The following is a 25,269-nucleotide window of genomic DNA, read 5'->3' as shown; positions in this document are numbered from 1 at the left end:
GCTTGTGAGCAACTCGCATCGCCGCTCGCGGGCGCGGTGATCACGGTCGATCATCTGCTCCAACGTCGAGCCAGTCTCGTATCGGGTATGAAGCACGAACCGGGAGCATCCGCCGAGATGCGCTGACAGAAAGACGTCGTCTCGCCTCACCCGGACTCAGAGTTTGCGAGCGTCAAGCGACTTCGGCGGGAATCGCTGTCTCGTTAATGCTGCGTAGAGTTTCGACGATGAGGTCGACGTCGGCCTCTGGGAAGATGAAGTCGGGCCCCGTCGGTGCATGGTCGGTGTACGGGGGCTCGAACAAGCGCCCCGGGTCCATGACACCGTTGCGCGTGAGTTCGTCCACGATGAGGGTCACGAAGCGAATCTGATCGACAGTGAATTTGGTCTCGTCGAGGTAGCTTTCGAACGCCTCTGCGGCGGCTGACCGATCGAGACCTACGAGGCCGCGGACGAAGATCCCGAGGCCCCCGACGCGGTCGTTCGCCCATACGATGTCGACAGGGCCGGCGCCAGCCTCCACGAGCATGTCTTCTAGTTCGATGAGATCGCCCGGAGTGAGCTGTTTGTTTCGCCTGAGTCGCTGCAGCGCCAGGTTGTCGAGGTGCTGGCGAAGGTATGTCTCCACCTTGGACCGGAAGCGTTCGAAGTCCGTGCCCGGCGTGGCGCGCGGGAGGTCGATCTCGACGCCGTCGCCCAGGAGGTCCTCGAAGTCGGTGTAGACGGGGCTGCGGTGCGTCTTCTCGATGAACCGCACCAGGCTCCGGATCCGTCGCCGTGCGAGTTCGAGCATCGGCAGCGTCACGTCGATCCACCACTCATCACCGGCTACGGACTCCAGCAGCACCGCCTGCTCCGCCACCGACGGGATCGCTGTCTTGCCGAGCAGGGCGGTCGCGATCTGCTGTACCGTCTCGCGGATGCGCTCGGCGAGAACCGCGTCGCCATCGAGCTGCGCCAGCTGGCGTCGAAGGATCAACAGGTCGAACCGTTTCGCGTCTTCGTCGTCGTCGCGCACCGAGGAGGGCAGGCTGGAGACGCGCAGCAACCGTTCGGCCTTCGTGGGCGTGAGTTGGCGCCAAGCATCCGCCTGAGCGAACTCTTCGACGGCAGCCCGATGGGGACGCACCACGAAGTTATCGAGACTCATTCCCGCGACGATCGTGTGCAGGGCGGATGCCGTCGACGAGCGCAGCTCGGGCTGGGTATCGCCGAGCGCGGTCACGAGTCCGAGGCGGGCTTCGAACAGTCGCTGCGAGAGCGACTTCTGGAGCTGTCCCTGCGAGCCTGGGAGATCCTCGCTGAAGTACTCGAGGTTGCCGCAGAAGTCGAAGACGAGGAAGTCCTTCTTGTCTTCACCGGGTCCGAACAGGTCGGGGCGCAGGCGGGTGCCACGGCCGATCATCTGCCAGAACTTGGACTTCGAGCGCACCATCTTGAAGAACACGAGGTTCACGACCTCGGGCACGTCGATGCCAGTGTCGAGCATGTCGACGCTGATCGCGATGTGCGGTGCCTTGTCGGCGATCGAGAAGTCGTCGATGAGGGACTGCGCGTAGGGCGTGCCGTGGGTGATGACGCGGGCGAAGTGGCCTGCATACTCGGGGTAGGCGATGTTGAAGCGCTGCTCGATGAACTCGGCGTGCTTCTGGTTCTTCGCGAAGATGATCGTCTTGCCGATCCGGTCGCCGCCGGCCACCTTGTACCCGCGCAACATCAGGGTCTCAAGGACCTTGTCGACGGTGTCTTCGTTGAACAGGAACCGGTTGATCTCTTCGGCACCGACCTCATCGGGCGGACCATCGTCTCCCCAGTCCAGTGAGTCCCACTGTTCCTTCTCGTCTTCGCTGAGATCGTCGTAGCGGATGCCCGAGCGCAGGAACCCGCCCTCGAAGCTCACCCCGCGCGGAGGCACAAGGTATCCCTCGGTGACGGCCTCGTCGAGTGAGTAGTTGTCGGTGGGGACGCCGTCTTCGAGGTGGAACAGCCGGTAGGTGTTGTGGTCGACCTCATCCTTGGGGGTCGCGGTGAGGCCGACGAGCATCGCGTCGAAGTAGTCGAAGATCGCACCGTACTTGGCGTAGATGGAACGGTGTGCCTCGTCGATCACGATGAGGTCAAAGTAGCCGGGCCCGAACCGGCGGAGGTCGTCGTTGACCACATTGATGAGGTTCATCATCGTGGGGTAGGTCGACACATAGACCCGCCCGTCGATGGCCTTCTCGGTGACGAGGTTGACGGTGGTCGATCCCGGCAAGTGCGTCGTGAACGCGTTCGCCGCTTGCTTCACGAGCGCGGTCCGGTCGGCGAGGAACAGCACCCGCTTCACCCAGTTCGCTTTCTGCAGAAGGTCGACCAGCGCGATCGTCGTCCGCGTCTTGCCCGAGCCCGTCGCCATCACCAGCAGTGCTTCACGCTGTTTGTGGTCGAACGCGTCGCCGACCGCCTTGATAGCACGCACCTGATACGGGCGCCCGGCAGTATCGGTGTTCACCGGCTGGGTGGACAGCGGCTGCTTCGTGTGACGGCGCTGCATGAGCAGCTCCAGCTCGTCGCGCGTGTAGAAGCCCTGGACCTCGCGCGGTGGATACCCACCGGCATCGTCCCAAACGCGGTGAACGTAGCCGTTCGTGTAGAAGATCACCGGGCGGCGCCCGAACTCCCGCTCCAGACAGTCGGCGTAGAGCTTCGCCTGTTGCTGACCGACTTCCGGCGACTTCGCCGTGCGCTTCGCTTCAACGACCGCGAGCGGCAGTCCGTCCGCACCCCAGAGCACGTAGTCGACGAACCCGCGGCCCTCCGCGGTGGGCATACCGTTGACTCCGTACTCGCGATCACGAGCCAGGTCGAGCGGCCACCCGGCCTCGTGCAGCAGTACGTCGATGAATAGGTCGCGCGCCGCGGCCTCGTCGTAGTCACGTGTGTCGGGCGCGACGGTTGCCTGGGCGGCCACGATCTGCGCTTTCAGCTCAGCGATCTCGGCCTCGTGCGCGGCGAGCCGGTCGTCTCGCTCGGCGAGCGCCCGCGCGTGCGCCTCGTCCTGCTGACGGAACTTCTCAGCGAGTCGGGCGACCTCCTCGCGAGACAGCGGTGCGGCACTTGCGGCCAGCGTCGGGTCGAACCGCGCCTGAAGCGGCACGATGTCGGGTCGCGGCGAGTGGTGGTAGGACACCCACACGACGACATTGAACAGTTCGCGCAGAACCGCGAGCGACACGTCCCTGCCGATCTGGCGGTTGTCGTGCACGGCCGTGTTTGCGATGCGACGAATTGCCGTCAGCTTCTGCGTGATCGTCGGCGGCACCCGCGTCTTGAACGCCGCGTCACTGATCTTCGCCGCCAGGTCGTCGCGGTACGGCTCACGCAGCGACAGCACGTCGTAGAGGTAGTTCACGAGGAGTTCGACGACGCGGCGACTGTAGAAGCAGGCAGATCGCGGGTCGGATGAGAGGTACGACTCCGCACGAGCGCAATCGCCGTGCAACGGTGGCAGCGCCACGCGTACGAAGTCGAAGTTCCCCATTTCGCTACATCACTCGTCGTCGTGGATGTTGAAGTGCTCGGCAAGGCGATCCAGGGTGAACTCCTGCCGGAGCTTGCACGCGCTGTGCTGGCTCGCGAACATGCCCTTCACCCAGTAGGCATCCTTCTCGGGCACGGTCGCGAGCCACTCGACCGAAACGACCCATTCCGCGTTCTCGTCGATCTCATCGCCTTGGTGCGCGTATGCACCTGTGAGCGGCTGTGAAGCGAGGGGGACGAAGTCGCCGTCGACCTTCACGCTCGCGCCTTCGAAGCGTTGGGCCAGTGCGAGAACTGTGCCGACGCCAACGAAGCCGGTACCTGGGACGTTGACCCAGATACGCGCCCCGACCGGGAGCGACCTGATCGTCTGCGAGTAGAACTTGCCCCCGCCAGCCGAGACAAACCCGAAGCGGCGCGCATCTTCCCAGGGTCGATCGCCTCCGAACGAGACATACCAGTCGACCCCGTTCCACGGAGCGCGCTTCGATGTCGACTTTGTCGTCTTCGCCGCGGGTGCATCGACGGACGCCGCGAGCCACGACCGCGCCAGATACCGCCGGTCGTCGTCTTCGATGTAGGTAAAGAAGACCGCGTTGATCGGCACACCGAAGGTGCGCAAATAGGTGACGATGCGTTCGGAGCTGGCGTCCAGCGCTGAGGCAACCACGGTGAGTTGCAGCTCGGCGTTCAGTTCATCGGGAGGCGCGGATCCGAAGACTGCCTCGAACGCCGTCTCGAACGGCTGATTTAGGTACTTCTCGGCGATGTCGATCACGTCGTCGCGCGAGAGCGTCGACACCCACGAGCCATAGTCGAGTACCTGCGCGATGACTTCGCGGGGCGTCTTGTCGCGCTTGAGTTCCAACACATGGAGGTTGCCGTCTTCATCAGCCGCGAGCAGATCCAGACGCTTGCCGTACGGCGTCGGCACCTCGCTCCCGATCACCAGCAGCGGGATGCCGAGCAGCGAAGGGTCCTTCCTCAGGAACTGATGCAGCTCGCTTTCGGTAGGGAGGGCAGCAGGGGACAGTGGCTTGGGTATCTGGCCGTCTATCCGCCACATCCTCATCTCGACGGGCATCGGCGTCACAGCTCCCCTCGGAACGCGCGGGATTGGAGCGACGCGAAGAGTTCGTCGTCGGCGACGAGAGCCGAATGAACCTTCGCTCGCTGGTCCTCAATTAGTCGAAGACGCGAGGTGAAGGTGATGTGTCCGGCGTGGCTGACGTCAGGGACCGGCACAGAGCCGATGCTCTCGATGTTGACGTTGTATTGACCAGCGGAAGTCTTCGCGCGATCGCGGAGGTGCTTGCGGCCACCTGGTGTTGCAAGATACGTCGCGAGGAACGGAGCTGCATCAGGTTCGCGGAGACGCGCCCGGATGAGGTAGGAAGCGAAGATCCACTGCGAGTCGGTGAACCCCGCATCAGCGACGGCTGACTCGGTAAACACCGCACATCGGCCTATGTTGTCCGGGTTCCCATTGGTCCGGACGAACAGGAGGTCCCCGTCGCGCAGGGCTAGCCGGTCAAGTTCCGATTCGTTCACCACGACGGTCTTGATTTCAGCGTGGTCGATGCCTCCACCGACGATGTTGGGAATCCGCAACGTAGGCAGCCCCATTGGGCCAGACTTGTTCGACGTGCCATACCTGAACTCTTCGACGAGGCTCGAAAGCGGGCGCGTCGCCGTCACATGACCGAACATGTCAAGGAGCAGACCCTGCGCCAGCGAGTCGAGGTAGGCGAGCATTCGCCGACGCTTTGCACGGATCGCATCAGCTCGGTCGAGGATGGCGGCGATCCTTTGCTGCTCTTCCACCGAGGGAAGGGGCACGCGAATCTCCTCAAGCACCCGGGTATCTAGCTTGCGAGTGCCGTGAGCTGCTGTTCCCACCAGTGAGAGGATGTTCGCGTGCTGCGCGCGGAGCATCGCGGCAAGGAACGAAGAATCGATCTCACGCTTGGGTAGCAGCGCCTTCAGGTCCTGATTGATCGCGGCGTCAACATCGAGGATCGAGATCGGCACGGTGTGGGCCAAGATCATGCCGCGAACGACCATCGCGATGGTGCCCGCCGGCAACATGCGCAGCGATGTCGCCCTGAAGACATCGCTTGAAATGTGGTCGGCCGAGTCGGATAGACGTGGGCGCTTCAGATCCTTAGCGCTGAACCACGGCACATTACCCCGCCAGTACTCCGGGTTCGACTTCGCTGGCGTCCCACCACTGTAGAAATCCACGATCTCGCCAAGGGCAACAGTCCTCACGCGAGCATCGCTTTCAGCTCGGCGAGGTCGGCCGCGATCTCGGCATCCAACTTTTCGATGTCGGCGATAATATCGAGCGGGGCGCGGTGCTCGATCTCGTCGTGGACGATCTCCTTGTAGCGGTTGAGTGAGAGGTCATACCCCTGCGCGACGATCTCGGCCTTCGGCACTAGGAACGACTGATCCGTGCGAGCGCGAATCTTCTCGGAATCCACCGTCTGCCATCGGGCAAGCACGTCGGGCAGGTCGTTTGCCTCGACGGGGTTGCGCTTGTCGTCGAGCGAATATCCATCCGCGCGCACGTCGTAGAACCACACGTCCTCGGTGCCACCCGAGTTCGTCTTCGTGAAGAAGAGGATCGCTGTCGAGACGCCGGCGTAGGGGCGGAAGACTCCGGAGGGGAGCTTCACGACGGCATCCAGCTTCTGGTCTTCGACGAGAGCCTTCCGTAGCGCCTTGTGTGCGGTGCTCGACCCGAACAGCACGCCGTCGGGCACGATGACGGCTGCACGTCCGCCGGGCTTGAGTAGCTTCAGGAACAGGGCGATGAAGAGCAGCTCGGTCTTCTTGGTCTTGACCGTGCGCTGCAGGTCTTTCGCGGTCGACTCGTAATCAAGTGATCCGGCAAACGGCGGGTTGGCGAGAATGAGCGTGTACTTCTCGGCATCCGCAGCGGCGCCTTCGGAGAGCGAGTCGCGGTAACGAATGTCGGGCGACTCGATGCCGTGCATGAGCATGTTCATGCTGCCGATGCGGAGCATCGTCGAATCGAAGTCGTAGCCGTGGAACATTGAGTGGTGGAAGTGACGTCGCTGTTCCTCGTCGAGCAGCGCATCGCCGTGGGCGTCGCGGACGTACTCGCTCGCCGCGACGAGGAACCCGGCGGTGCCGCAGGCCGGATCGCAGATCTCGTCGGTCGGCGCCGGCGCGGTCATTTGCACCATCAGGTCGATGATGTGGCGCGGGGTGCGGAACTGTCCATTGACGCCGGCGGAGGCGATCTTGGATAGCAGGTACTCGTAAAGGTCGCCGTTGGTGTCGCGATCGGCCATCGGGATGCCGTCGAGCATGTCGACGACCTTTGAGAGCAACGCCGGCTTCTGGATCGTGAAGCGGGCATCCTTCATATGCTCGCTGTACGTCGTGCCGTCGCCCATGCTGCGCAGGAACGGGAAGACTCTGTCGCCAAATGCTTGGTACATCAGCTCGGGAGACCCAAGGGCCTTCAGCCGACTCCATCGCAGCCCGTCTTGTTCGGGGAGAAACACTGGGTCCTTGACGCCCGTACCGGTGACACGTGCCTTCTTCTCAGCGAGCGTCTGAATGTCGTCGAGGCGACGGATGAACAGGAGGTACGTGATCTGCTCAATCACCTCTAGCGGGTTGCTGATGCCGCCCGACCAGAAGGCGTCCCAGACGCGGTCGATTTTGCTCTTCAGTTCCCCGGTGATCACACGAGCAACTCTAGTTTGGCTCGAAGGCGCGGACTGAGTCATGAGCGTCTCTCTGCGGCGCGGCGTGTCCGGGCAGCAGAACAGTATGCGGGCGACCAACGACATTGGCGCTGAGCAGCGCTCCTTTCCTTGGCTCGGTGCGGGCGGCTTTCGGGCTCGGGCCGCCGACGGAGTCGTCACCGCGCCAACGCCACACCCAGCGAAGCAGCAACCCCGGCCACCACACCCCAGATCACGATCGACACGATCTGCCACGCGATCACTGCGTTACGGTTCGCCCCGAACGAGACCATCGCCGCCGAGGTGAACTGGCTGGGCAGCACGAAGGGGCCGAGCAGACTCACGCCGGCGACGCCGTACTTGTCGAAGGCTTGGCGCACCTTCTCGTTGCGAGACGACGAGCGGTCAGACGAGAGCGAATCGGCTGATGCTCCGGCACCAGCCGCAGCCGCCCTCCCCGCGACCACCTTCGTCCGCACCCCGCTCGCGGCGAACACGAACCCGAGCATCGAGATCACGTTGCCGATCACGGCGACCCCGATCGCGACCGCCGGTGGCAGGCCGATCAGCACGCCGACGACCGATCCGAAGTACGAGTCGACGAACGGGATGGCCGAGATGAGCATCACCCCGAGCCACTGCATGACGCCGGGGAGCGAGCTGGCGAAGTCCTGGAGTGCATCGATCATGATGAGTCCTTTCAGAAGGTGAAGCGAGAAGCCCGAGCCGCACGAGGAGCGGCGAGCTGATGCTTCAAGCCTCCGACAACCGTCCTCTCCTCGGCAGTGCCGTCGCGTCACGCGTTCCCGTGCGAAAGCGCACGCGCCCGGCGTGACAAATGTCACTGGCATAGGCTCGGCCCCATGCCTGCCGAACCAGCCGCCCGGAGTGTGCACACGACCTGGCTGTACACGCTCGCGTCGATCGTGTTCTTCTTCGGGTTCTTCGATCTGATCGTGGTGTTGGCGATGGTGGAGACGGTGATGAGCGCGGGCGGGGGTGGTCTCGATACGGTCGCTGGCGCTCCCTACTCGACCGACCGAGTGCTCGCGATCGCAGTGCTCGTGCTGCAGCTCGTCGCCACAGCGACGCAGCTGCGGTACTGCTGGTTCCTGCGCGTCGGGCGCGGGGGCGGGCTGCCCCACGCCGGCATGACGGCGGCGCTCATCGCCCCCGCCGCACTCGTCTGGCTCCTCGGCCTCGCGGCCCCCGGCGAGGCGCTCACCGCGGCCGTGTCACTCTGGGCCGCGGCATCCCTCGTCGCCGCCCTGCTGCCGAAGACGCCGCGGCGACTCGTGCTGCTCGCCGCCCTCATCCTGACCGTCGCGCACGTCGCGATCTTCACCGCCCTGCACGGCGCACCCGACGGGCCGCAGAGCTCGAACACCTTCATGATCGGCCTCTTCGCCCTGATGCTGCCGATCATGCTGCTCACGAGCCTCTGGTGGTGGGAGGTCGTCGTGCAGCTCGACCGCAACCGGCGCACGGCCGCCGAGCTCGCCGTCACGCAGGAGCGGCTGCGCTTCGCCTCCGACCTGCACGACATCCAGGGGCACCACCTGCAGGTCATCTCGCTGAAGTCCGAGCTCGCCGAGCGCCTGCTCGAGCGCGACCCTGCGGCCGCGCGCGAGCTCGTGCACGAGACCCGCATGATCGCGAAGGAGGCCCTCGAAGCGACCCGCTCGCTCGTCGCCGGCTACCGCCAGGTCGCCTTCGACGACGAGCTCGAGAACGCCCGCGAGGTGCTCACCGCCTCGGGTGCCGCGTGCGAGCTGCGGCTCGGCCCGCTTCCGGCGGATGCCGCCGCGCAGAGCGCGCTCGCCTCGGTCGTGCGCGAGGCGACGACGAACATCCTGCGCCACAGCGAGGCGACGAGCGTCACCATCGCGCTCGCCACGACGGGCGAGCGCTGCGAGCTGCGCATTGCGAACGACGGCATCACGACGACGGATGCCTCGGCGCCGGCCACCGCTCGCACCACCGCGGCGCGCACGCCGGGCTCGGGACTCGCGGGCCTGCGCGATCGGCTCGCCGCCGTCGGCGGCACGCTCGAACACGACGAGGATGCCTCGGCCGGCACCTTCGAGCTCCGAGCCACCGTGCCCGTGCGAGCGGGGGTCGCGGCGTGAACGGGGCAGCGGTCGGTGCGGTCGAGAGCGATGCGGCGCGTGGCATCCGGCTCATGATCGCCGATGACGAGCACCTGATTCGCGGGGCGCTCGTCGCCCTGCTGAACCTCGAGCCCGACATCGAGGTCGTGGCGAGCGCTGACAACGGCGTCGCCGCCGTCGAGCAGGCGATCGCGGCGCGTCCCGACGTGTGCCTGCTCGATCTCGAGATGCCCGAGGCCGACGGCCTCGAGGCGGCGGCGCGCATCCTCGCGCAGGTCTCGACGCGCGTCGTCATCGTCACCCGGCACGCGCGCCCGGGCGTGCTGCGGCGGGCGCTCGCGACGAAGGTGTCGGGATTCGTGCCGAAGTCGACGCCGGCCGAGGAGCTCGCGCACGTCATCCGCGACGTCGCCGGCGGGCGGCGCTACATCGACCCCGAGATCGCCGCCGCCGCCCTCACCGCCGAGCGCTGCCCGCTCACCGACCGCGAGCTCGACGCGCTGCGCTTCAGCCGCTCGACCATGAGCGTGCAGCAGATCGCCGAGCGCCTGCACCTCGCGCAGGGCACCGTGCGCAACTACCTCTCGTCGGCGATGACGAAGCTCGATGCCAGCTCGCGCCACGAGGCCGCCGAGACGGCATGGCAGCAGGGGTGGATCTGAGCGCAGCCCGCTCGAGCGCCCGCCGCGGGTGGGGAGTCCTGCCCATTCCCGGGGTCTCGCGCCGCTGGATACGCTGACCGCGCCCAGCAGCCGCGCTGGGCGACCGGCCGCCGAGGCGTGCCGAGCGAACATGAGAGGGAGCGTGCGTTGAAGACACTCAAGAGCCGACTTGCCGGGGGAGCGCTCGCGCTCGCGATCGCCGTGGGATGCGCCGTCGCGCCGGCCACCGCCGCCAGCGCCAACACCGGGTCGACCGGCAAGGGCTGCACCGCCTACCAGTACTCCTCGGGCGGGTACGCGACCTGCGTCGGATACATCCAGCGCATGCTGAACGGCATCGCCTACTCGCGCGGCTCGGTCTACGGCGGCTACCAGCTCGCCGTCGACAACAGCTTCGGCGCCAACACGAGCACGAACGTGCGCCGCTTCCAGAGCTACGTCGGCCTCACGTCCGACGGCATCGTCGGTCGCAACACCTGGTACCAGCTCTGCCGCTACGCGGGCACCCGTTCGTTCGCTCTCTCGACCGCGCACTCGCTGCAGAAGTCGGCGTGGAACGCCGCCTACGACGCCGGATGCTACGTCGACGTGCCCGTCGGCCCGGCCGGCATCAAGGTGATCTCCAAGTACTAGTCGTCCGCGACGTTCGTCGTCGACGCCCGTCGACGCCCGTCGTCTCCGAAGGCTCGGCGCCAGACCCGAAGGGCGGCGCGGGCGCCGGGCGGCAACCGCCGTCGGCGACGACCGAGCGAGGCCCCGGGAGCAGGTGCATGACCTGCGGCCCGGGGCCTCGTGCATCGTCGACGGTGTCGAATCCGGCAGACGATCGATCGGCCGCACCCACTGCGTCGCCGGCGCCGGCAGCGGGAGTGGGTCGCGGTCTCGGTGCCCGTCCCGGTCCTGGTCTCGCCCTGGCGCGGCCGACCACACGACCACATGACCACACCGCCCGCGACCACATGACCACATGACCACACCGCCCGCGACCACATGACCACATGACCACACGCGCTGCGAAGGGACATCCCCGCCCGAACGCCTGTGGAGCCGACGAAGCCGGCGGCGGGCACGGGCGCAGCCGCCCGGCACCCGAGGATGCGGGCATGTTGCGTCTGGCCCAGCATCCGGGGGCTGCCCGACAGTTCGGCCATGCCCTACTTCCTCCTGGCGCTCGGACTCATCCAGCTGATCGTCGTCCTCGTCGTCGCGTCGCAGCTCGCCCGAACCCGGATGGAGGACACCGCGAAGGCGCTGTGGATGCTGAACGTGATGCTCGTGCCGATCATCGGTGCGATCGCCTGGTGGATCGCCGGGCGCCCCGCCACGGTGGTCGCGCCGCTCGACTGACCGAGGCGCCCGTCAGCCGGGCCGGCGGCCGGTCGCCTCAGGCCACCGTCGCCTCCGCGATCCACTCGGCCGCGATGCGGTCGTAGCTCTTCGCGCCCTCGGTGCGTTCGGTCTCCGCGTCTTCGGGCCACGCCGCGAGCGGGTGGGCGACGCCGTCGACGAAGCGCACCTCGCCGATGCCGAGGCGCTCGAGCTCGCGCACCGCGGCGACGAAGTGGGGCTCGTCGTCGGATCCCTCGACGATCAGCAGGTGGTCGTGCGCGAGCTCGGGCGCGCGGGCGACGAAGTCCATGCGCGCGGCGACCGCATCGGCCGCCGGGCTCCACTCGTAGGGCGACGGCAGGAACTCGGCCATCGCGTCGATCATCGGCCGCAGCTGCAGCATCGGGTTGAGCAGCACGCAGGCGTCGATGCCGTGCGAACGACCGTGGGTCGCGAACACCTCGGCGGCGACGGATGCCCCGGCCGAACCGCCGAGCACGGCGAGCGCCGAGTCATCCGAGGCGCCGAGCGCGCCCCGCAGCTCGGCGAGCGCCGACGGAAGCTCGGCGAGCGCCTGCTCGTGCATCGGGCCGAAGTAGTCGGTGACCATGTCGATGCCGCTCGTGAGCAGCGACTCGAAGTCGGGGTGGGGCGCGCGCTCGCCGCTGAGCGGCAGGCCGAGGTAGATCACGTGCGCGTCGAGCCCGTCGAGGGGCAGCGCCGCGGCCATGCCGGCAGGTGTCGAGGGCGGGTCGAGCAGGTGCCAGCCGACGACAATCGGTGCGTCGGCCCGGGTCGCGGCACGGGCGGTGTAGGGCACGCCGGCGGAGGTGATTCCGTGCATCCAGGTCATGGGCGCGAGGCTAGCGCGTACGGCCGAGCGCGGCCAGAGGGTGCTGCCGGAGGCAGCAGCACCCAGGGCGGCGCACCTCAGCGATGCACGTGCGACGGCTGCCCGGTGACGCCCGAGATGTCCTTCTCGGTCACGTGCAGCAGCCGCTCGGCGAGATCGCGCAGCGCGCGGGAGACCGCGAGCTCGTCGCCAATCGCCGGCACGTTCGGATCGAGCGGATTACGGTCGGCCTTGCCGATGCCGGTCACCTCCCACCCCGTGGGCGTGCGCACCGTGGCCTCCGCCATCGTGCTGTTCTCTTCTTCGTCGATGTCGACGGTGATGCTCCACTGCTTCGACGCATCCATGGAACTCACCACCTTCCGGTCCGGTTCCACCTTCAGGGTACCGAGCTGCCGCCCGCGCGGCGAGGGATGTCGCGTGCGCTCGGTGCCCGTTCTTGGCAGGCTCACCGGATCTCTGAACGCACCTCGTGCAGCAGCCGGAACTCGTGCCGGCGCAGCAGCCTCAGCACCCACGAGGCGGGCGGGCCGAAGGCGCGCAGGCCGGCGGCGGTCGCGATCGGCTCGATGCCGGCGACTGTGAACTCGCGCCCCCGCCAGACGACGGTCGCGCGGTCGGCCGCCGCGACGTTGCGGTACCAGTTCACCTCGGGGCCGTAGGTGAGCTCGGCGACGAACCCCTCGGGCACCCGCGCGAGGATGAGCGGCGTCTCGAACGTGCGCCCGCTCTTGCGCCCCGTGTGCCGGATGAGGGCGAACGGCCCGAGGCCGCGCCGCGCCATCGCGAGCGTGAGCGGGTTCAGCGTGTGCTGGATGAACGTCAGCCAGCCGCGTTTGAACCACCCCATGGCCATGCTCCGATTCTCGCGAGTTCGCGCGCATCTGTGAACCGCCGCTCGGCACTACGATCGATCCTCAGCGCCCCTGCTCGAACCCCGAATGAGAACCCGTGATCGACGACCCGACTCCGACGCAGCCGTCGGCCTGGCAGCCGCCTGATGTGCAGCCGACTTCGCCCCAGCCGATGATCCAGCCGTACCCGACGTACGCCCCGCCGACGGCATCGCTGCTCGCGCCGCCGCGCCCGCCGCGCCCTGCCCGATCGAAGGGATTCGTCGCGTGGATCACTGCGGCGATCGTCGTCGCCGTGCTGGTGCTGCTCGCCCTCTCGGGCTTCGGCGCCTGGTCGCTTATGTCGATCCTCAGCCAGGCGACGACGGCCGCCGCGGGAGCCGGCACGGGTGAGCAGTCGAGCGACGAGGAAGACCGGACGAAGAGCACGCTCTCGGCCGAGATCCCCGCGGATCTGCCGTGGGACGTCCGCCTGGGTGGAGACGCCTACACGTGGGTGATCGACTACTTCGAGGACGACGCGAACTGGGAGCCGGCAGGCGGTGCCGGTGAGAGCAACGTCAACGAGCTCGATCTCGCGTATGAGAACCCCGAGACCGGATGCCGCGTCTGGTTCGCGAACGCCGCGTTGTCGGCCATCGACGTCACCCACGGCGACCGCATCGCGAGCATCGCCCTGCTCCGATCCAAGGTCCCGGGCGAGTTCGCCGACACCGATGCGGTCGACGAGTACCTCACGACGGTCAGCGCCGACGGAAAGACCTGGGGGTACACCGATGCCGTCGCCGTCGACCTCAGCCACGACGGGAGTTCGGGGGTCGCCGTCGCACGAGCTTTCCCGAGCATCGGCGAGGGCATCATGTACACGATCGAATGCCCCGACGACTCGCAGTTCGATCAGATCCGCACCGCGGTCGACGATCGTCTCGTCCTCGCGCTCACGCCGGCGATGTGAGTCACGAGACAGATGATGCACCCCGACGAAGTGTCGATACCTGAGGCGCATGCGGAGATCGACCAGCTCCTCGCCGTGAAACGCTTCCCTGCGTACTGAGCCGGAAGGAAGCTTCGGGTTTCGATACGCGTCCGACTTCGTCGGGCGCTACTCAACCAGCGGTAGCCGGGTGATCCAGCACCCCGTCGGGGTCGCGCACCTCCACGCGCGGGCGGCCGTCGTCGAGGCGACCCATCGACTCGGGCAGGGCGCTGAAGATCTTGCGCGAGCCCGCCGCCACACGGGTCACGGCGGTGAAGTCGAGCACGAGGCATCCGTGATCGCCGACCAGGGGAGCGAGGCGGGTGAGGATCTCCTCCGCCTCCGAGAACAGGATCTCGCCGCGCAGCATCGCGACGGTGTCGCCACCGGCGCCGGAAGCGCCCTCGCGCGAGAGCGACGCGATCGGCGACAGCGGCGCCCCGTGGTGCTGCAGCATGTGCAGGCCGTGGCGCTGCGACAGCTGCTCGAGGGTCGCGACGCCGCGCACGCTGTTGCCGCGCGCGTCGAGGCGCGGGCTGAAGGCGCCGATGCCGAACTGTCCGGGCTGCACCGCGGCGATGCCGCCGCCGACGCCGCTCTTCGCGGGGAGGCCGACGCGCACCATCCAGTCGCCCGACTCGTCGTACATGCCGCAGCTCGTCATGACCGCGGTGGTCCAGCGCGCGGCATCCTCGCTGATGACGCGTTCGTCGGTCACGGGGTTCACGCCGCCCGTCGCGAGCGTCGCCGCCATGATCGCGAGGTCGCGCGCGTTCACGGTGAGCGAGCACTGGCGGAAGTACGCCGTCGTCGCGACCTCGACCGTCGAGCCGAGGGTGCCGGCCGAGCGGGTCAGGTAGGCGAGCGCGCGGTTGCGGTCGCCGGTGGATGCCTCGGAGGAGAACACCTCCTCGTCGACCTGGAGGTCGCGCCCGGCGAAGCGATCGAGGCCCGCGCGCACGACGGCGAACTTCTCCTCGGCGGTGTCGCCCTGCATGAGCGACGTCATCACGATGGCGCCCGCGTTGATCATCGGGTTGCGCGGGCGGCCGGATGCCTCGTCGAGGCTGATGGCGTTGAACGGCTCGCCGCTCGGCTCGAGGTCGACGTGCGTGCGCACCTCGTGCAGCCCGAGCGCGTCGAGCGCGAGCGCGAACACGAACGGCTTCGACACCGACTGGATCGTGAACTCCGCCTCGACGTCGCCCGCCTCGTGCACGACGCCGTGCGTGCTCGCGAGTGCCGCGCCGAGCTGCTCGGGCTCGACCTTCGCGAGCTCGGGAATGTACGACGCGACCTCGCCGTCGGTGCGATCTCGAACGGCATCGAGCACCGACTCGAGCGCGTGACGAACCGGATCCCCCAGAGCGGCAGCCATGCGGTCAGCCTACGACCGACACCGGCGGATTGAGTAGGGCCGACCGAGAGCTCCGACGCGTACCGTCAGAGCGGAGTCGATCCGGCCCGCGCCCGTTCGAGCGCCGGCTTGTCGAACAGCTCGAGGCGCGTCGCCGATTCGACGTGCACTCGCGTGCGCAGCAGCTTCGAGGCGATCGACTCGAGTTGGTAGGCCTCCCCGCTGCCGCGGTGCAGCGCGGTCGTGACGAGCAGCTCGAGCGGGCGCGGGGGAGTCCAGGGAGCATCGTCGTCAGGATCGTGCTCGCCGTCGCCGGACTCGTCGCCCAGGTGGAGCACGCGGATGTCGGTCGCCTCGCGCTTCGCGAACACCCGGATGAGTTCGTCACGTCGGAGTGCGAGCCGATCGGCGACCGGAAGCTCGTCGAACGTCACCTTCCCGGCGATGCGGACGATCGACCCGCGACGCTCGGCGTACTCGGCGATCGCGTCGGCGATCACGTACGTCCTCGTGGCGTCGAGCAGGTACGCGAGCTCGGTGATCGCACGGTGGGTCTCGTCATCGACCCGGATCGATCGTGTCGGCATGGTGCTCCTCTGCTCTCTCCGTCTCGACGGCGCGCGGTGGTCAGCACGGGTCGAGGTATCGCTCAGCGGACCGTGTGGAAAGGTGGAATTGTGGTCGGCCCGAGTGTGGTCATGTGGAATTGTGGTCGGCCCGCGCAAATGGATGCTCCCACTCCAGCCATGCGCGGAGATGAGACGGCGCGTCGACCGGGCCACATCTCGTGAAGCGTTCGCTGGGGAGGACGAGTCGACCACGGTCGGGGTCGGCCGGCGGGATGCGTCGAGCGGTGCCCGCCCCGCACGCAGCCGGGAACATCGACGCGCGCGCCGCGTTGCATCCAGCATGACCACTCTCGGAATCATCGGTGCAGGACACATCGGCAGCCAGGTCGCCCGCGCGGCCGTGAAGAGCGGATACGAGGTGGTGATCGCGAACTCGCGCGCACCCGAGACGCTCGAGGGCCTCATCGCCGAGCTCGGCCCGTCGGCCCGCGCCGCCACCGCGGCCGAGGCCGCCTCGGCCGCCGACATCGCCGTCGTGACCGTGCCGTTCAAGGCGTACGCGTCGATCCCGGTCGAGCCGCTCGCCGGCAAGATCGTCATCGACACCGACAACTACTACTGGGAGCGCGACGGCCACGTGCCCGCCCTCGACGAGGGCCGCGACACCGTCACGGGCATGCTGCAGAAGCACCTGCCGACGAGCCACGTCGCGAAGGGCTTCAACCACATCGTCGCCGCCGACATCACGACCGAGGGCCGCCCGGCGGGCGACCCCGCCCGTCGCGCGCTTGCGACGTCGAGCGACCACGAGGATGCCGCGGCCTTCGTCACCTCGCTCTACGACGAGTTCGGCTTCGACACCGTGAACGTCGGCCCGCTCGACGACAGCTGGCGCGTCGAGCGCGACCAGCCCGCCTACTCGGCCGGTGCCCAGACCCGCGACGAGCTCGTCGCGAACCTCGCGAAGGCGGAGCGCCGGACCGACGCCGGTTGAGCAGCGCCCGACGAAGTCGGACGCGTATCGAAACCACCCCGTGCGGGCAGTGGTTTCGATACGCGTCGTCGCTTCGCGCCGGCGCTCCTCACCGACGGAGGGTCAGTCCTCCTCGTCGGACGCGACGCCCGCGACGAACTCGACCGTCACCGTCTCCGAGCGGTTGCCGACCATGTCGACCGCGGTGACCTCGGCGACGTACGCGGTGCCGGTCGTCAGCCCGACCTTCGTGCCGGGCAGGCGGCCGTTGATGACGGCCAGCGGGATCTCGAGCACCGACGGGCGCGGCGCGAACTGGAAGTCCGACAGCACCTTCGCGCCCGCACGGATCGGCAGCGCCGCGGCGCCGCTCGCGGCATCCTTCACGCGCACGTCGTAGCCGTACACGGTGTTGTCGTCGCTCGCCGCGGGAACCCGCAGCACCGAGGTGCCGGCCCCGTTGACGGTGACGGTCGGCGTGCCGGTCATCACCGGAGTGACCGCGTCGCGGGCGGCGCGCGTGTAGTCGAAGTTCGCGCGCACCTCCTCGGGGGTCGAGCCGTCGAGGCGCACCGTCCACGTGCGGCCCGCGAGGGTGCCGGCGCTGTCGAACGGGGCATCCTGCTGGTACTGGCCCCAGGTGCCGTCGAGCGTGTAGGTGCGCTCGGGCTCGGCAGCGAAGTTGATGCGCTCGATCTCGGTGCGGTCGTCGTACACGTCGACGACCAGGGCCTGCGCGGTCGCGATCGTGAACTCGTCGTAGAGGGCGTCGCCGTAGACCTGGTATGCGTCGTGCGGGGTCTCGGTGTACGACATCGAGCCGTCGTTCACCGCCGTGTAGCTGCCCTGCCAGATCGAGCGCTCGTCGTTGAGGTGCAGGTGCGAGTGGCCCGAGAAGTAGACCGCCTGCGGGAACGCCGAGAGGTCGGCGTTGAGCGCCGGGTTCGACGACTGCGCGCCGTCCATGATGGTGCCCGAGGTCGGGCGGTGTCCCACGACGAACACCGGCTCGTCGACGGCACCCGGCTCCGCGGTCAGCGCCGCGAGGCGCGACTTCAGCCAGGTGCGCTGCGCGCCCGAGTACGCCTCGGTGTCGACGATGAGGAACGTCGAGTCGCCGACCTTCCGCTCGTAGTAGCCGGTGGCGCCGCCCGGGAACCAGTCGGCCGGGTAGTACTGCGCCATGTCGGAGTTGCGCACGTCGTGGTTGCCATGCGTCATGAGCACCGGGGTGTCGGCGAGGTCGAGGCGGTCGAGGTTCTCCTCGAAGATGGTGCGCACGACCTGGTGGTCGGGGGCGGTGTTCCAGTTGTTGTCGTTGATCTGATCGCCGTTCGAGATGATCAGGTCGGGGTCGGGCACGAGCGTCTTCAGCGTGTCGAAGTTCGCCGCCCAGCGCGCCCGGTTGACCTCGGAGAGCGACGAGGTGTGCACGTCGCTCATGACGACGAACGAGAGCTTCGGCTCCTCGGCCGACTTCACGACGTAGCCCTCGATCTCGGTCTCGGAGACGAACCGGCCGCGCACGGCGATCGCGGCAAGATTCGTCGACTCGTCGATGGTGATGGGGCCGCGATACTGCGGGCTGTCCTTCGTCGGCGTCGAGCCGTCGAGCGTGTAGTGGATCTTCGTTCCCGGCTGCGAGCTGAGCTCGACGGTCGTCGACCCGGTGTAGCGGCCGCCCGGCTCGCTGAACACCGGGGCGTCGAGCGGCTTCGGGGCGGCCATCGCCGCACCGGCGGGCAGGCCCGCCGCGAGGAGGGCGCCTGCGGTGAGGGCGCAGGCGGTGGCGAACGTTCGCTTCGCTGGCATCATGTTCCGTTCCTTCGTGGATGTCTCGTGCATCGGCGCGATTCGGCCGGTGACGGTCGCCCGGGCAGGTGCGCACCGCGCGTCGTCGACGCAGGCGACGCTATTAACCGGCGGACAACAGCCGGTGGACGGCGTCGGGCCGACGGCTGAACCGCCGGTGGGGGCACGCCGAAGCTGTTCGGACAACTGCTCGCGCGCGAGAATTTCGTCGGCAAAGATCCGATGAAATACGCAGCCCAACACCGTGCGCGAGGCGAGATTCGGCCCGATTGGTGCGATCAGTTCGATCGTCATTGCTTAAACATCGGATAACTACTACGCTCCCCGGCAGGGCGGCAGTGTCGCCGCCCGCGAGTGATCAGCTACTGGAGTGACGTTGACGATGACCGAGCCGAGTACCACGACCGCACCACGACCACCACGCGCCGCACCATCCCGCCGCCGTGTCCTCGCCCTCGTCGCCGCACTCGGCGTCACCCTCACGGGGCTCGCCCCCGCGGGCATCGCGAGTGCGGCCGAGGGCGACGACCTCGACATCCGCTTCGGCGGCTCGCTCGTCGGCACGACCGCGTACACGACCACCGAGGGCGAGTCGATGCGCGGGGTCGTGCGCCGGCTCGCGGGCGGCGAGGAGCAGCTTGCCGCCGGCGGCGTGCGCCTGCACGGCGGCACCGAGGGCATCCGCTTCGAGGCGGCCGACTTCTCGTTCGGCGGCGCGACGCCGACGCCGGGCTTCCTCGCCGAGGTCGAGTTCACGCCGACCGGGGCGCAGGCCGACATGTCGACGATCCTCTCGGCGGCGGGCAACCTCTACGTGCGCACGCAGGGCGGCAAGCTCGTCTACGGCTTCGACTCGTACGACGGCTCGAGCTGGTCGAGCCACCGCGGCGAGGCGCCGGCCCCGGCCGCGGGCGTCGCCCACCAGCTCTCGGTGCAGTACGTGACGACCGACGACGGCGCCGAGCTGCACACCTGGCTCGACGGCGTCGAACTGCAGACCCTCGCCGCCGATGCGGGCGTCGGCGTGCACTCCGCCGCCCAGAAGGCCTTCGGCTTCGGCAACGAGGTGCACCCCGCGGGCGCCGGCCGCGGCATCGTCGGCGACCTCGGCCACGTGCGCGTCGTCGGCGACGTCGCAGCCTACGACCCCGAGCTCTTCGAGTTCCAGCCGGCGCCGATCACGACGACCCTGCTCGACGTGCAGTTCGACGGCTCGGCGGATGCCTCGGCGTACGCGCCGGCCGCGGGCGAACGCGTCGACGGCTCGGTCGCACTGCGCAGCACCGCGAGCGTGAGCGGCGGCGACCTGCAGCTCGGCGGCGCGAATCAGGCGGCCGACTTCACCGCGAGCGAGGAGCTCTTCACCGGGGCATCCCTCGACCGGGCCTTCGTGATCGAGACCGAGTTCACCGCCTCGGGTGCGCAGGCCGACCTCGCGACGGTGGCCGCCGTCGGCGGCAACCTGAGCGCGCGCTACCGCAGCGACGGGCTGCAGTACGGCTTCAGCGCGAACGTCGGCGGCACCTGGCGCGACTACATGGGCAAGGTCGCCCTGCCCGCCGCCGGGCAGGCGCACGTGCTCTCGCTCGCCTACGTGCCCGGCGAGACCGAGACGAAGGTCGTCGCCTGGCTCGACGGCAAGGAGCTGCCCGAGGTCACCGCACCCGCGCCCTCGACCCGCAACGCGAAGGCGACCCAGACCCTCGCGATCGGCAACGAGGTCGCCGCGATCGGCAACCGCGGTTTCAAGGGAACGGTCGAGCGCACGCGCTTCGCGCTGCTCAACGGCGAGTTCGACGACGCGGCCTTCCGCTACCAGGAGCTCGACGAGCCGATGCCGTGCCTGCCGCTCGGCGAGATCTCGCCCGCGAACTACATCCAGGTGACGAGCGCCGACTGCCCGGCCAACGTGCTCGCGAAGGCCGCGCTCGTGCGGCCCACCGAGGCCCAGCTCGACTGGCAGGAGCTCGGGCTCACCGCCTTCGTGCACTTCGGCATCAACACCTTCTACAACCAGGAGTGGGGCCACGGCACCGAGGACCTCGGGCGGTTCCAGCCGAGCGGCGAGCTCGACGTCGACGCGTGGGTGAAGTCGCTGCGCGACAGCGGGCACCGCATGGCGATCCTCACGCTCAAGCACCACGACGGGTTCCTGCTCTACCCCTCGCGCTACTCCGACTTCGACGTCGCCTCGACGCCGTGGAAGGACGGCCAGGGCGACATCGTGCGCGACTTCACGACCGCCGCGCACAAGTACGGCATGAAGGTCGGCCTCTACATGTCGCCCGCCGACTCGCACGAGGAGCAGTTCGGCGTGTTCGGCAACGGCAGCGCCAAGACGCCGCGCACGATCCCGACCCTCGTCGAGGGCGACGACCGCGCCGGCAAGGACCTGCCGAGCTTCGAGTACCCGGCGACCGACTACGGCGCCTTCTTCCTCAACACCCTCTACGAGGTGCTCACGCAGTACGGCGAGGTCGACGAGGTCTGGTTCGACGGTGCTCAGGGCAACACCGGCAAGCAGGAGTTCTACGACTACCCGGCCTTCTACGACCTCATCTCGAAGCTGCAGCCGAACGCGGTCGTCGCGGTCGGCGGGCGCGACGTGCGCTGGGTCGGCAACGAGAGCGGCACCGCCCGCCAGGACGAGTGGGCGCCCGTGCCGATCAGCGACGCCGGCGACGGCGGCAAGATCGGCGTCGTCGGGGGCGGCACCTTCGAGCAGGTCGGCTCGGCCGCGATGCTGCAGTCGGCCGTCCAGAGCGGCGCGAACGCACTGCACTGGTGGCCGACCGAGTCGGACATGAAGCTCACCCAGGGCTGGTTCGCGCACCCGACCGACACGCCGAAGACGCCGTCGGCGCTGCTCGGCCACTACCTCGGCACGACCGGGCGCAACTCGGTCATGCTGCTCAACACCCCGCCCACGACCACCGGCACCTTCGCCCCCGCGTCGGTCACCGCGCTCGACGGGTTCGCGGCCGAGCGGCGCAAGGCGCTCTCCCTCGACCACGCCCTCGGGCTGCCGGTCGCAGTCGGCGCCGACGGCGAGGCATCCGCCGCCCTGACCGACGGCAACAGCCGTTCGTCGTGGCTCAGCTCGACCGCCGAGCCGGGCGACGTGACGATCGACCTCGGTGCCCCGAAGTCGGTGCGCCGCATCGAGCTCGCCGAGGGCGTGCTCGACCACGGGCAGGTCGTCGAGAAGTTCTCGATCGACGCCGAGGTCGACGGAGCCTGGGTCGAGGTCGCGAAGGCCGGCACGATCGGCGTCAGCCGCATCGTGACGCTGCCGCAGGCGGTCACGGCGCAGAAGTTCCGCGTCTCGATCGACCAGGCGCGGGCGCCGTACTCGCTCGCGAAGCTCGCTCTCTACGAGCAGCTGGCCGACGACCCGGGCAAGCTCAGCGAGGTCTTCCTCGACTGCGCGGCGCCCGCCGCGGGCGACGGCAGCGCCGAGCGCCCGTTCACCTCGCTCGAGCAGTTCCGCACCGCCGAGCTCGCGGTCGGCGCGCAGGTGAAGGTGAAGTCGGGCGGCGAGTGCGCCGACTCGTCGACGCCGTTCTGGGGCTACGGCACCGCCGACGACCCGATCGTCGTGTCGGTCATCGACGGCGAGGTCGAGCCGAGCTTCGGCGACCGCACCCTCGAGGAGGTGTTCGGCCCGCTCGCCGCGCAGGGCTGGGTCGTCGAGCTGCCGAACCCGGTCGAGCCCGGAGCCGAGGCGGTCACGCTCACGGTGTGCAAGGCCGCGATGGGCGAGGAGCTCGAGATCGCCGTCGCCGGGTTCGCCCGCGGCGCGACCGTCGAGCTCGCGCTCGCCCCGAAGACGCCGAAGCACGGCCTCGCCGTCGAGCTCGGCACCGTCACCGCCGGCGCCGACGGCTCGGGCACGGCGACGGTCGCGCTGCCGATCACGAAGCCCGGCCTGCGCACGCTGACCGCCACCGCAGGGGATGCCTCGGCGAGCACGCGGCTCGTCGTGACCCCCGCCGCGGCGGCAGGGTCGGGCGACGGTTGCGACAGCGACTGACCGCGAGAAGAGACGGGGATGCCCCGGGCTCCGGCCCGGGGCATCCCTGTGTCGTCTGCTTCGGTAGCGGCGGGGAAGCCGATGGAGTCGGTGAAGTCGTTCAGCCGAGCTCGGCGACGAAGGCGCGAACGCGGGCCGCGAGGTCGTCGGGCACCTCGGCCGCGGCGAAGTGCCCGCCGGCCTCCAGCCGGTCGAAGATGCGCAGGTCGAGGTAGTGCCGCCGGGCGAGCGACTCGGGGTAGCCGCCCTCGTGGCGCTGGATGAACACCGCCGCCGGAACGCTCGTCGGCGGAATGGGTCCGTCGTCCTGCCCTTCGTAGTACGGCCGGAACGAGCTCGCGATCGACTGGGTGACCCAGTAGATCATCGCCTCGGTGAGGATGCGCTCGCGGGAGATGCGCTGCTCGACGAGCCGCGGGTCGCCCGGCGGGGTGTCGCTCCAGGCCACGAGCTTCTCGGCGATCCAGGCGAGCAGGCCCGCCGGGGAGTCGTTGAGCGCGGTCGCGAGCACGTCGGGCCGGGTGTGCTGCACGTGGCCGTAGGCGCCGTCGGGCCACTCGCGGTCGGCGAGCTCGCCGAAGAACTCGAGCTCGCCCGGAGCGATGAGGGCGGCCCGCTCGGCGGAGGTCGGGAAGTGCGCGTGCGTCGCGACGATGCCGGCGACGTGCTCGGAATAGCTCGCGGCGATGAGGTCGCTGACGTTGGCCGAAACATCCTCGCCGTAGGTGAAGTACTGCTCGTAGCCGAGCACCTCCGTCATGAGCGCGTGCATCGTCGCCGCCAGGCGCGCCTCGGAGACCGGCCCCTCGGCGTACGGCGATGAGAAGGCGAAGCCGGGCAGGCTCGCGACCACGACGTCGAACTCGGTCAGCCGGTCGGCGAAGTCGAGCTGCAGCGCGAAGGTATGCGGCCAGCCGTGCATCACGAGCAGGGCCGGGGCGTCGGGCTGCGCCGACCGCAGGTGCGCGAAGTGCACCTGTGCGCCGTCGATCGGGGCGATGAACTGCGGGTGCGAGTTGAGCCAGGCCTCGCGAGCTCGCCAGTCCCAGGCCTCCCACGACTCGACGAGCTCGCGCAGATAGGCCGCGTTCATGCCCGAGGGCGGCACGCGCGGCGAATCGTCGAGCAGGCGCGTGCGCCTCAGGCGATCGCGCAGATCGTCGAGGACGGCGTCGGAGACGTGGAGTTCGAACCGCTCGAGGGCGCTCATGCGCCCGACGGTACCGGGTGCCACCGACGCCGTGAAGGGCGGACCTCGGGAGCGATGGGAATCGCGGTGCTGGGATGCCGCGGAGGGCGCCCGCGTCCTGGAAGCGGGGGCGACTGTCCCTTCGACGGGCGTCGGTACTTCGGTACTTCGGTACTTCGGTACTTCGGTACTTCGGTACTTCGGTACCGACGTTGCAGGGGAAGAGGTCGTCGGCCACCGGTCGGATGTGCCCCGGTCGGCGCCCGAGGCGCACCGCCTGGCGGTCCGGGCGCACCGCCTGGCGGTCCGAGACGCACCGCCCGGCGGTCAGGGTCGCACGTCCGACGGTCTGAGCTGCCGCGCGAGCGGTCTGAGCTGCGGCGCGAGCGGTCCGAGGTGCCGCGCGAGCGATTCGAGTCGCCGCGCGAGCGGTCTGAGGCGCCCGGGCCGGTGATCTGAGGTGCCCGGCGCCGGTGAAATAGGGCACTCGCCCGATCCACCCGCCCCACCTCAGCGAGGAGTCTGAGTCCAGGCAGCCACCACGGCGCCGCACCGAAGGGAACCGGGACCATGAACCTCGCAGTCGGCTACATCGCACAGACGCTCCAGACCGCCGACGAGCGCGAAGCCGCGATCGTGAACGAACGTCGCCGTCGCGCCCAGGAACGCCGCCTCGACGAGGCCGAGCGCGCCGAGCGTGCGGCGGGGCGCCGCGGCATCCTGCACCGCGCCGGCGGGGGAGCGCAGCCGCGCCGCCGCAGCGGAGCCGCCGCGCCTCGCCCGGCCGCCTGAGCGCGGTGGCCGGCGAACGCGGGAGATGCAGTGCGGTCGCCCGGCGCGGTCACGGGCCTCGTGCTCGCGGTAGGGTCGTCTCGCCGATTCCGGCGCACCCGACGACCCGAACAGGACCCTTCTCCATGACGCAGCTCATCCTCTCCGGCGACGACCAGCTGACCGTGCCGGTCGTCATCTCGATCGCCGAGGGGCTCGGGTACACGGCGACCACCCCGTCCGAGGGCAGCATCAAGCTTGAGCGGGGCAGCCTGCACAAGACCCTGTGGCTCGGGGCGATGGCCGGCAAGGGCTTCCACATCTCGTTCACCTTCGCGATCGGCGTCGACCAGTACGGCAACACCTGGCTGCGCTTCGACGAGAAGGGCGGCCTCGGCGCGGTCAAGGGCGGCGCAATCGGCTACGCGAAGAGCAAGTCGGCGTTCGAGGAGTTCGTCGCCGCGGTGCGCGCGCAGACCAGCGAGCGCGGCATCCTCATCGGCGAGCAGTAGGCGCCGGCACGAACTGCCATC

Annotated in this window: 21 protein-coding genes; 9 read left to right on the top strand and 12 right to left on the bottom strand. The window is 68.8% G+C overall.

Annotated features, from left to right (window positions below; genetic code table 11):
• Nucleotides 1-172: 172 nt before the first annotated feature.
• From ACFVTH_RS04200 to ACFVTH_RS04180, 5 genes are all read right to left on the bottom strand, one after another.
• Complete coding sequence (locus tag ACFVTH_RS04200) at nucleotides 173-3,523, bottom strand: DEAD/DEAH box helicase family protein (protein ID WP_387087023.1); 3,351 nt, start codon at nucleotides 3,521-3,523, stop codon at nucleotides 173-175.
• Between the two features lie 9 nt (nucleotides 3,524-3,532).
• Nucleotides 3,533-4,606, bottom strand: a complete 1,074-nt coding sequence (locus tag ACFVTH_RS04195; RefSeq protein ID WP_387088713.1) for a hypothetical protein — start codon at nucleotides 4,604-4,606, stop codon at nucleotides 3,533-3,535.
• A gap of 5 nt (nucleotides 4,607-4,611) precedes the next feature.
• Nucleotides 4,612-5,793, bottom strand: a complete 1,182-nt coding sequence (locus ACFVTH_RS04190; RefSeq protein ID WP_387087021.1) for a restriction endonuclease subunit S — start codon at nucleotides 5,791-5,793, stop codon at nucleotides 4,612-4,614.
• Nucleotides 5,790-7,247, bottom strand: coding sequence for an N-6 DNA methylase (locus tag ACFVTH_RS04185; protein WP_387087019.1), 1,458 nt, complete (start codon nucleotides 7,245-7,247; stop codon nucleotides 5,790-5,792). The genes ACFVTH_RS04190 and ACFVTH_RS04185 overlap by 4 nt, the downstream gene beginning before the upstream one ends.
• Before the next feature lie 176 nt (nucleotides 7,248-7,423).
• Nucleotides 7,424-7,936, bottom strand: a complete 513-nt coding sequence (locus ACFVTH_RS04180) for a hypothetical protein (protein ID WP_387088710.1) — start codon at nucleotides 7,934-7,936, stop codon at nucleotides 7,424-7,426.
• Nucleotides 7,937-8,110: 174 nt separating this feature from the next.
• Between ACFVTH_RS04180 and ACFVTH_RS04175 the strand changes: the two genes are divergently transcribed.
• The 4 genes from ACFVTH_RS04175 to ACFVTH_RS04160 all read left to right on the top strand — a co-directional run bounded on the left by ACFVTH_RS04175 (nucleotide 8,111) and on the right by ACFVTH_RS04160 (nucleotide 11,367).
• A complete protein-coding gene (locus tag ACFVTH_RS04175; RefSeq protein ID WP_387087017.1) occupies nucleotides 8,111-9,376 on the top strand; it encodes a sensor histidine kinase in 1,266 nt (421 codons plus the stop codon).
• A gap of 53 nt (nucleotides 9,377-9,429) precedes the next feature.
• Nucleotides 9,430-10,020 (top strand): DNA-binding response regulator, encoded by a 591-nt coding sequence (locus ACFVTH_RS04170; RefSeq protein ID WP_387088707.1) that lies wholly within the window; start codon nucleotides 9,430-9,432, stop codon nucleotides 10,018-10,020.
• A gap of 147 nt (nucleotides 10,021-10,167) precedes the next feature.
• On the top strand, nucleotides 10,168-10,653 hold the full coding sequence (locus ACFVTH_RS04165) for a peptidoglycan-binding protein (protein WP_387087015.1): 486 nt from the start codon (nucleotides 10,168-10,170) through the stop codon (nucleotides 10,651-10,653).
• A gap of 516 nt (nucleotides 10,654-11,169) precedes the next feature.
• Entirely contained in the window at nucleotides 11,170-11,367 is a 198-nt protein-coding gene (locus ACFVTH_RS04160; protein WP_387087013.1) for a PLDc N-terminal domain-containing protein, read from the top strand.
• Between the two features lie 37 nt (nucleotides 11,368-11,404).
• On the opposite strand, the gene ACFVTH_RS04155 is transcribed toward ACFVTH_RS04160, so the two are convergent.
• The 3 genes from ACFVTH_RS04155 to ACFVTH_RS04145 form a co-directional block, all read right to left on the bottom strand.
• Nucleotides 11,405-12,202 (bottom strand): hypothetical protein, encoded by a 798-nt coding sequence (locus tag ACFVTH_RS04155; RefSeq protein WP_387087011.1) that lies wholly within the window; start codon nucleotides 12,200-12,202, stop codon nucleotides 11,405-11,407.
• A gap of 77 nt (nucleotides 12,203-12,279) precedes the next feature.
• The gene (locus tag ACFVTH_RS04150) at nucleotides 12,280-12,549 is read right to left on the bottom strand and encodes a DUF1876 domain-containing protein (protein WP_386939361.1); all 270 of its coding nucleotides are present in this window, start codon (nucleotides 12,547-12,549) and stop codon (nucleotides 12,280-12,282) included.
• Between the two features lie 101 nt (nucleotides 12,550-12,650).
• Nucleotides 12,651-13,058 (bottom strand): nitroreductase/quinone reductase family protein, encoded by a 408-nt coding sequence (locus ACFVTH_RS04145; RefSeq protein ID WP_387087009.1) that lies wholly within the window; start codon nucleotides 13,056-13,058, stop codon nucleotides 12,651-12,653.
• 95 nt (nucleotides 13,059-13,153) lie between these two features.
• On the opposite strand from ACFVTH_RS04145, the gene ACFVTH_RS04140 reads away from it, so the two are divergent.
• Entirely contained in the window at nucleotides 13,154-14,011 is an 858-nt protein-coding gene (locus ACFVTH_RS04140) for a hypothetical protein (RefSeq protein WP_387087007.1), read from the top strand.
• A 151-nt stretch (nucleotides 14,012-14,162) separates the two neighbouring features.
• Here the strand turns inward: ACFVTH_RS04140 and glsA are convergent, their stop codons facing one another.
• Entirely contained in the window at nucleotides 14,163-15,410 is a 1,248-nt protein-coding gene (gene glsA / locus ACFVTH_RS04135; protein ID WP_387087005.1) for a glutaminase A, read from the bottom strand.
• A gap of 65 nt (nucleotides 15,411-15,475) precedes the next feature.
• Entirely contained in the window at nucleotides 15,476-15,976 is a 501-nt protein-coding gene (locus ACFVTH_RS04130) for a CopG family ribbon-helix-helix protein (protein WP_387087003.1), read from the bottom strand.
• On the opposite strand from ACFVTH_RS04130, the gene ACFVTH_RS04125 reads away from it, so the two are divergent.
• Nucleotides 15,975-16,952 carry an NADPH-dependent F420 reductase gene (locus tag ACFVTH_RS04125; RefSeq protein WP_387087001.1) on the top strand — a complete coding sequence of 326 codons (978 nt, stop codon included), beginning with the start codon at nucleotides 15,975-15,977 and terminating at the stop codon, nucleotides 16,950-16,952. The two genes, ACFVTH_RS04130 and ACFVTH_RS04125, sit on opposite strands and share 2 nt — an antisense overlap.
• Nucleotides 16,953-17,054: 102 nt before the next feature.
• Here the strand turns inward: ACFVTH_RS04125 and ACFVTH_RS04120 are convergent, their stop codons facing one another.
• Entirely contained in the window at nucleotides 17,055-18,743 is a 1,689-nt protein-coding gene (locus ACFVTH_RS04120; protein ID WP_387086999.1) for a chitobiase/beta-hexosaminidase C-terminal domain-containing protein, read from the bottom strand.
• A gap of 382 nt (nucleotides 18,744-19,125) precedes the next feature.
• On the opposite strand from ACFVTH_RS04120, the gene ACFVTH_RS04115 reads away from it, so the two are divergent.
• Nucleotides 19,126-22,776, top strand: coding sequence for an alpha-L-fucosidase (locus tag ACFVTH_RS04115; RefSeq protein WP_387086997.1), 3,651 nt, complete (start codon nucleotides 19,126-19,128; stop codon nucleotides 22,774-22,776).
• A gap of 100 nt (nucleotides 22,777-22,876) precedes the next feature.
• Here the strand turns inward: ACFVTH_RS04115 and ACFVTH_RS04110 are convergent, their stop codons facing one another.
• Nucleotides 22,877-23,986: an epoxide hydrolase family protein gene (locus ACFVTH_RS04110; protein WP_387086995.1), complete on the bottom strand. Its 1,110-nt coding sequence runs from the start codon at nucleotides 23,984-23,986 to the stop codon at nucleotides 22,877-22,879.
• Nucleotides 23,987-24,535: 549 nt separating this feature from the next.
• On the opposite strand from ACFVTH_RS04110, the gene ACFVTH_RS04105 reads away from it, so the two are divergent.
• Nucleotides 24,536-24,757 carry a hypothetical protein gene (locus ACFVTH_RS04105; protein WP_387086993.1) on the top strand — a complete coding sequence of 74 codons (222 nt, stop codon included), beginning with the start codon at nucleotides 24,536-24,538 and terminating at the stop codon, nucleotides 24,755-24,757.
• A gap of 125 nt (nucleotides 24,758-24,882) precedes the next feature.
• On the top strand, nucleotides 24,883-25,248 hold the full coding sequence (locus ACFVTH_RS04100; protein WP_157422937.1) for a hypothetical protein: 366 nt from the start codon (nucleotides 24,883-24,885) through the stop codon (nucleotides 25,246-25,248).
• Nucleotides 25,249-25,269 lie beyond the last annotated feature (21 nt).

The sequence above is a fragment of the Agromyces sp. NPDC058104 genome (assembly GCF_042884835.1).
Lineage (GTDB): Bacteria > Actinomycetota > Actinomycetes > Actinomycetales > Microbacteriaceae > Agromyces.
Note: the sequence above shows the minus strand (reverse complement) of the source record. Positions and strands in the feature narration are given on the sequence as shown.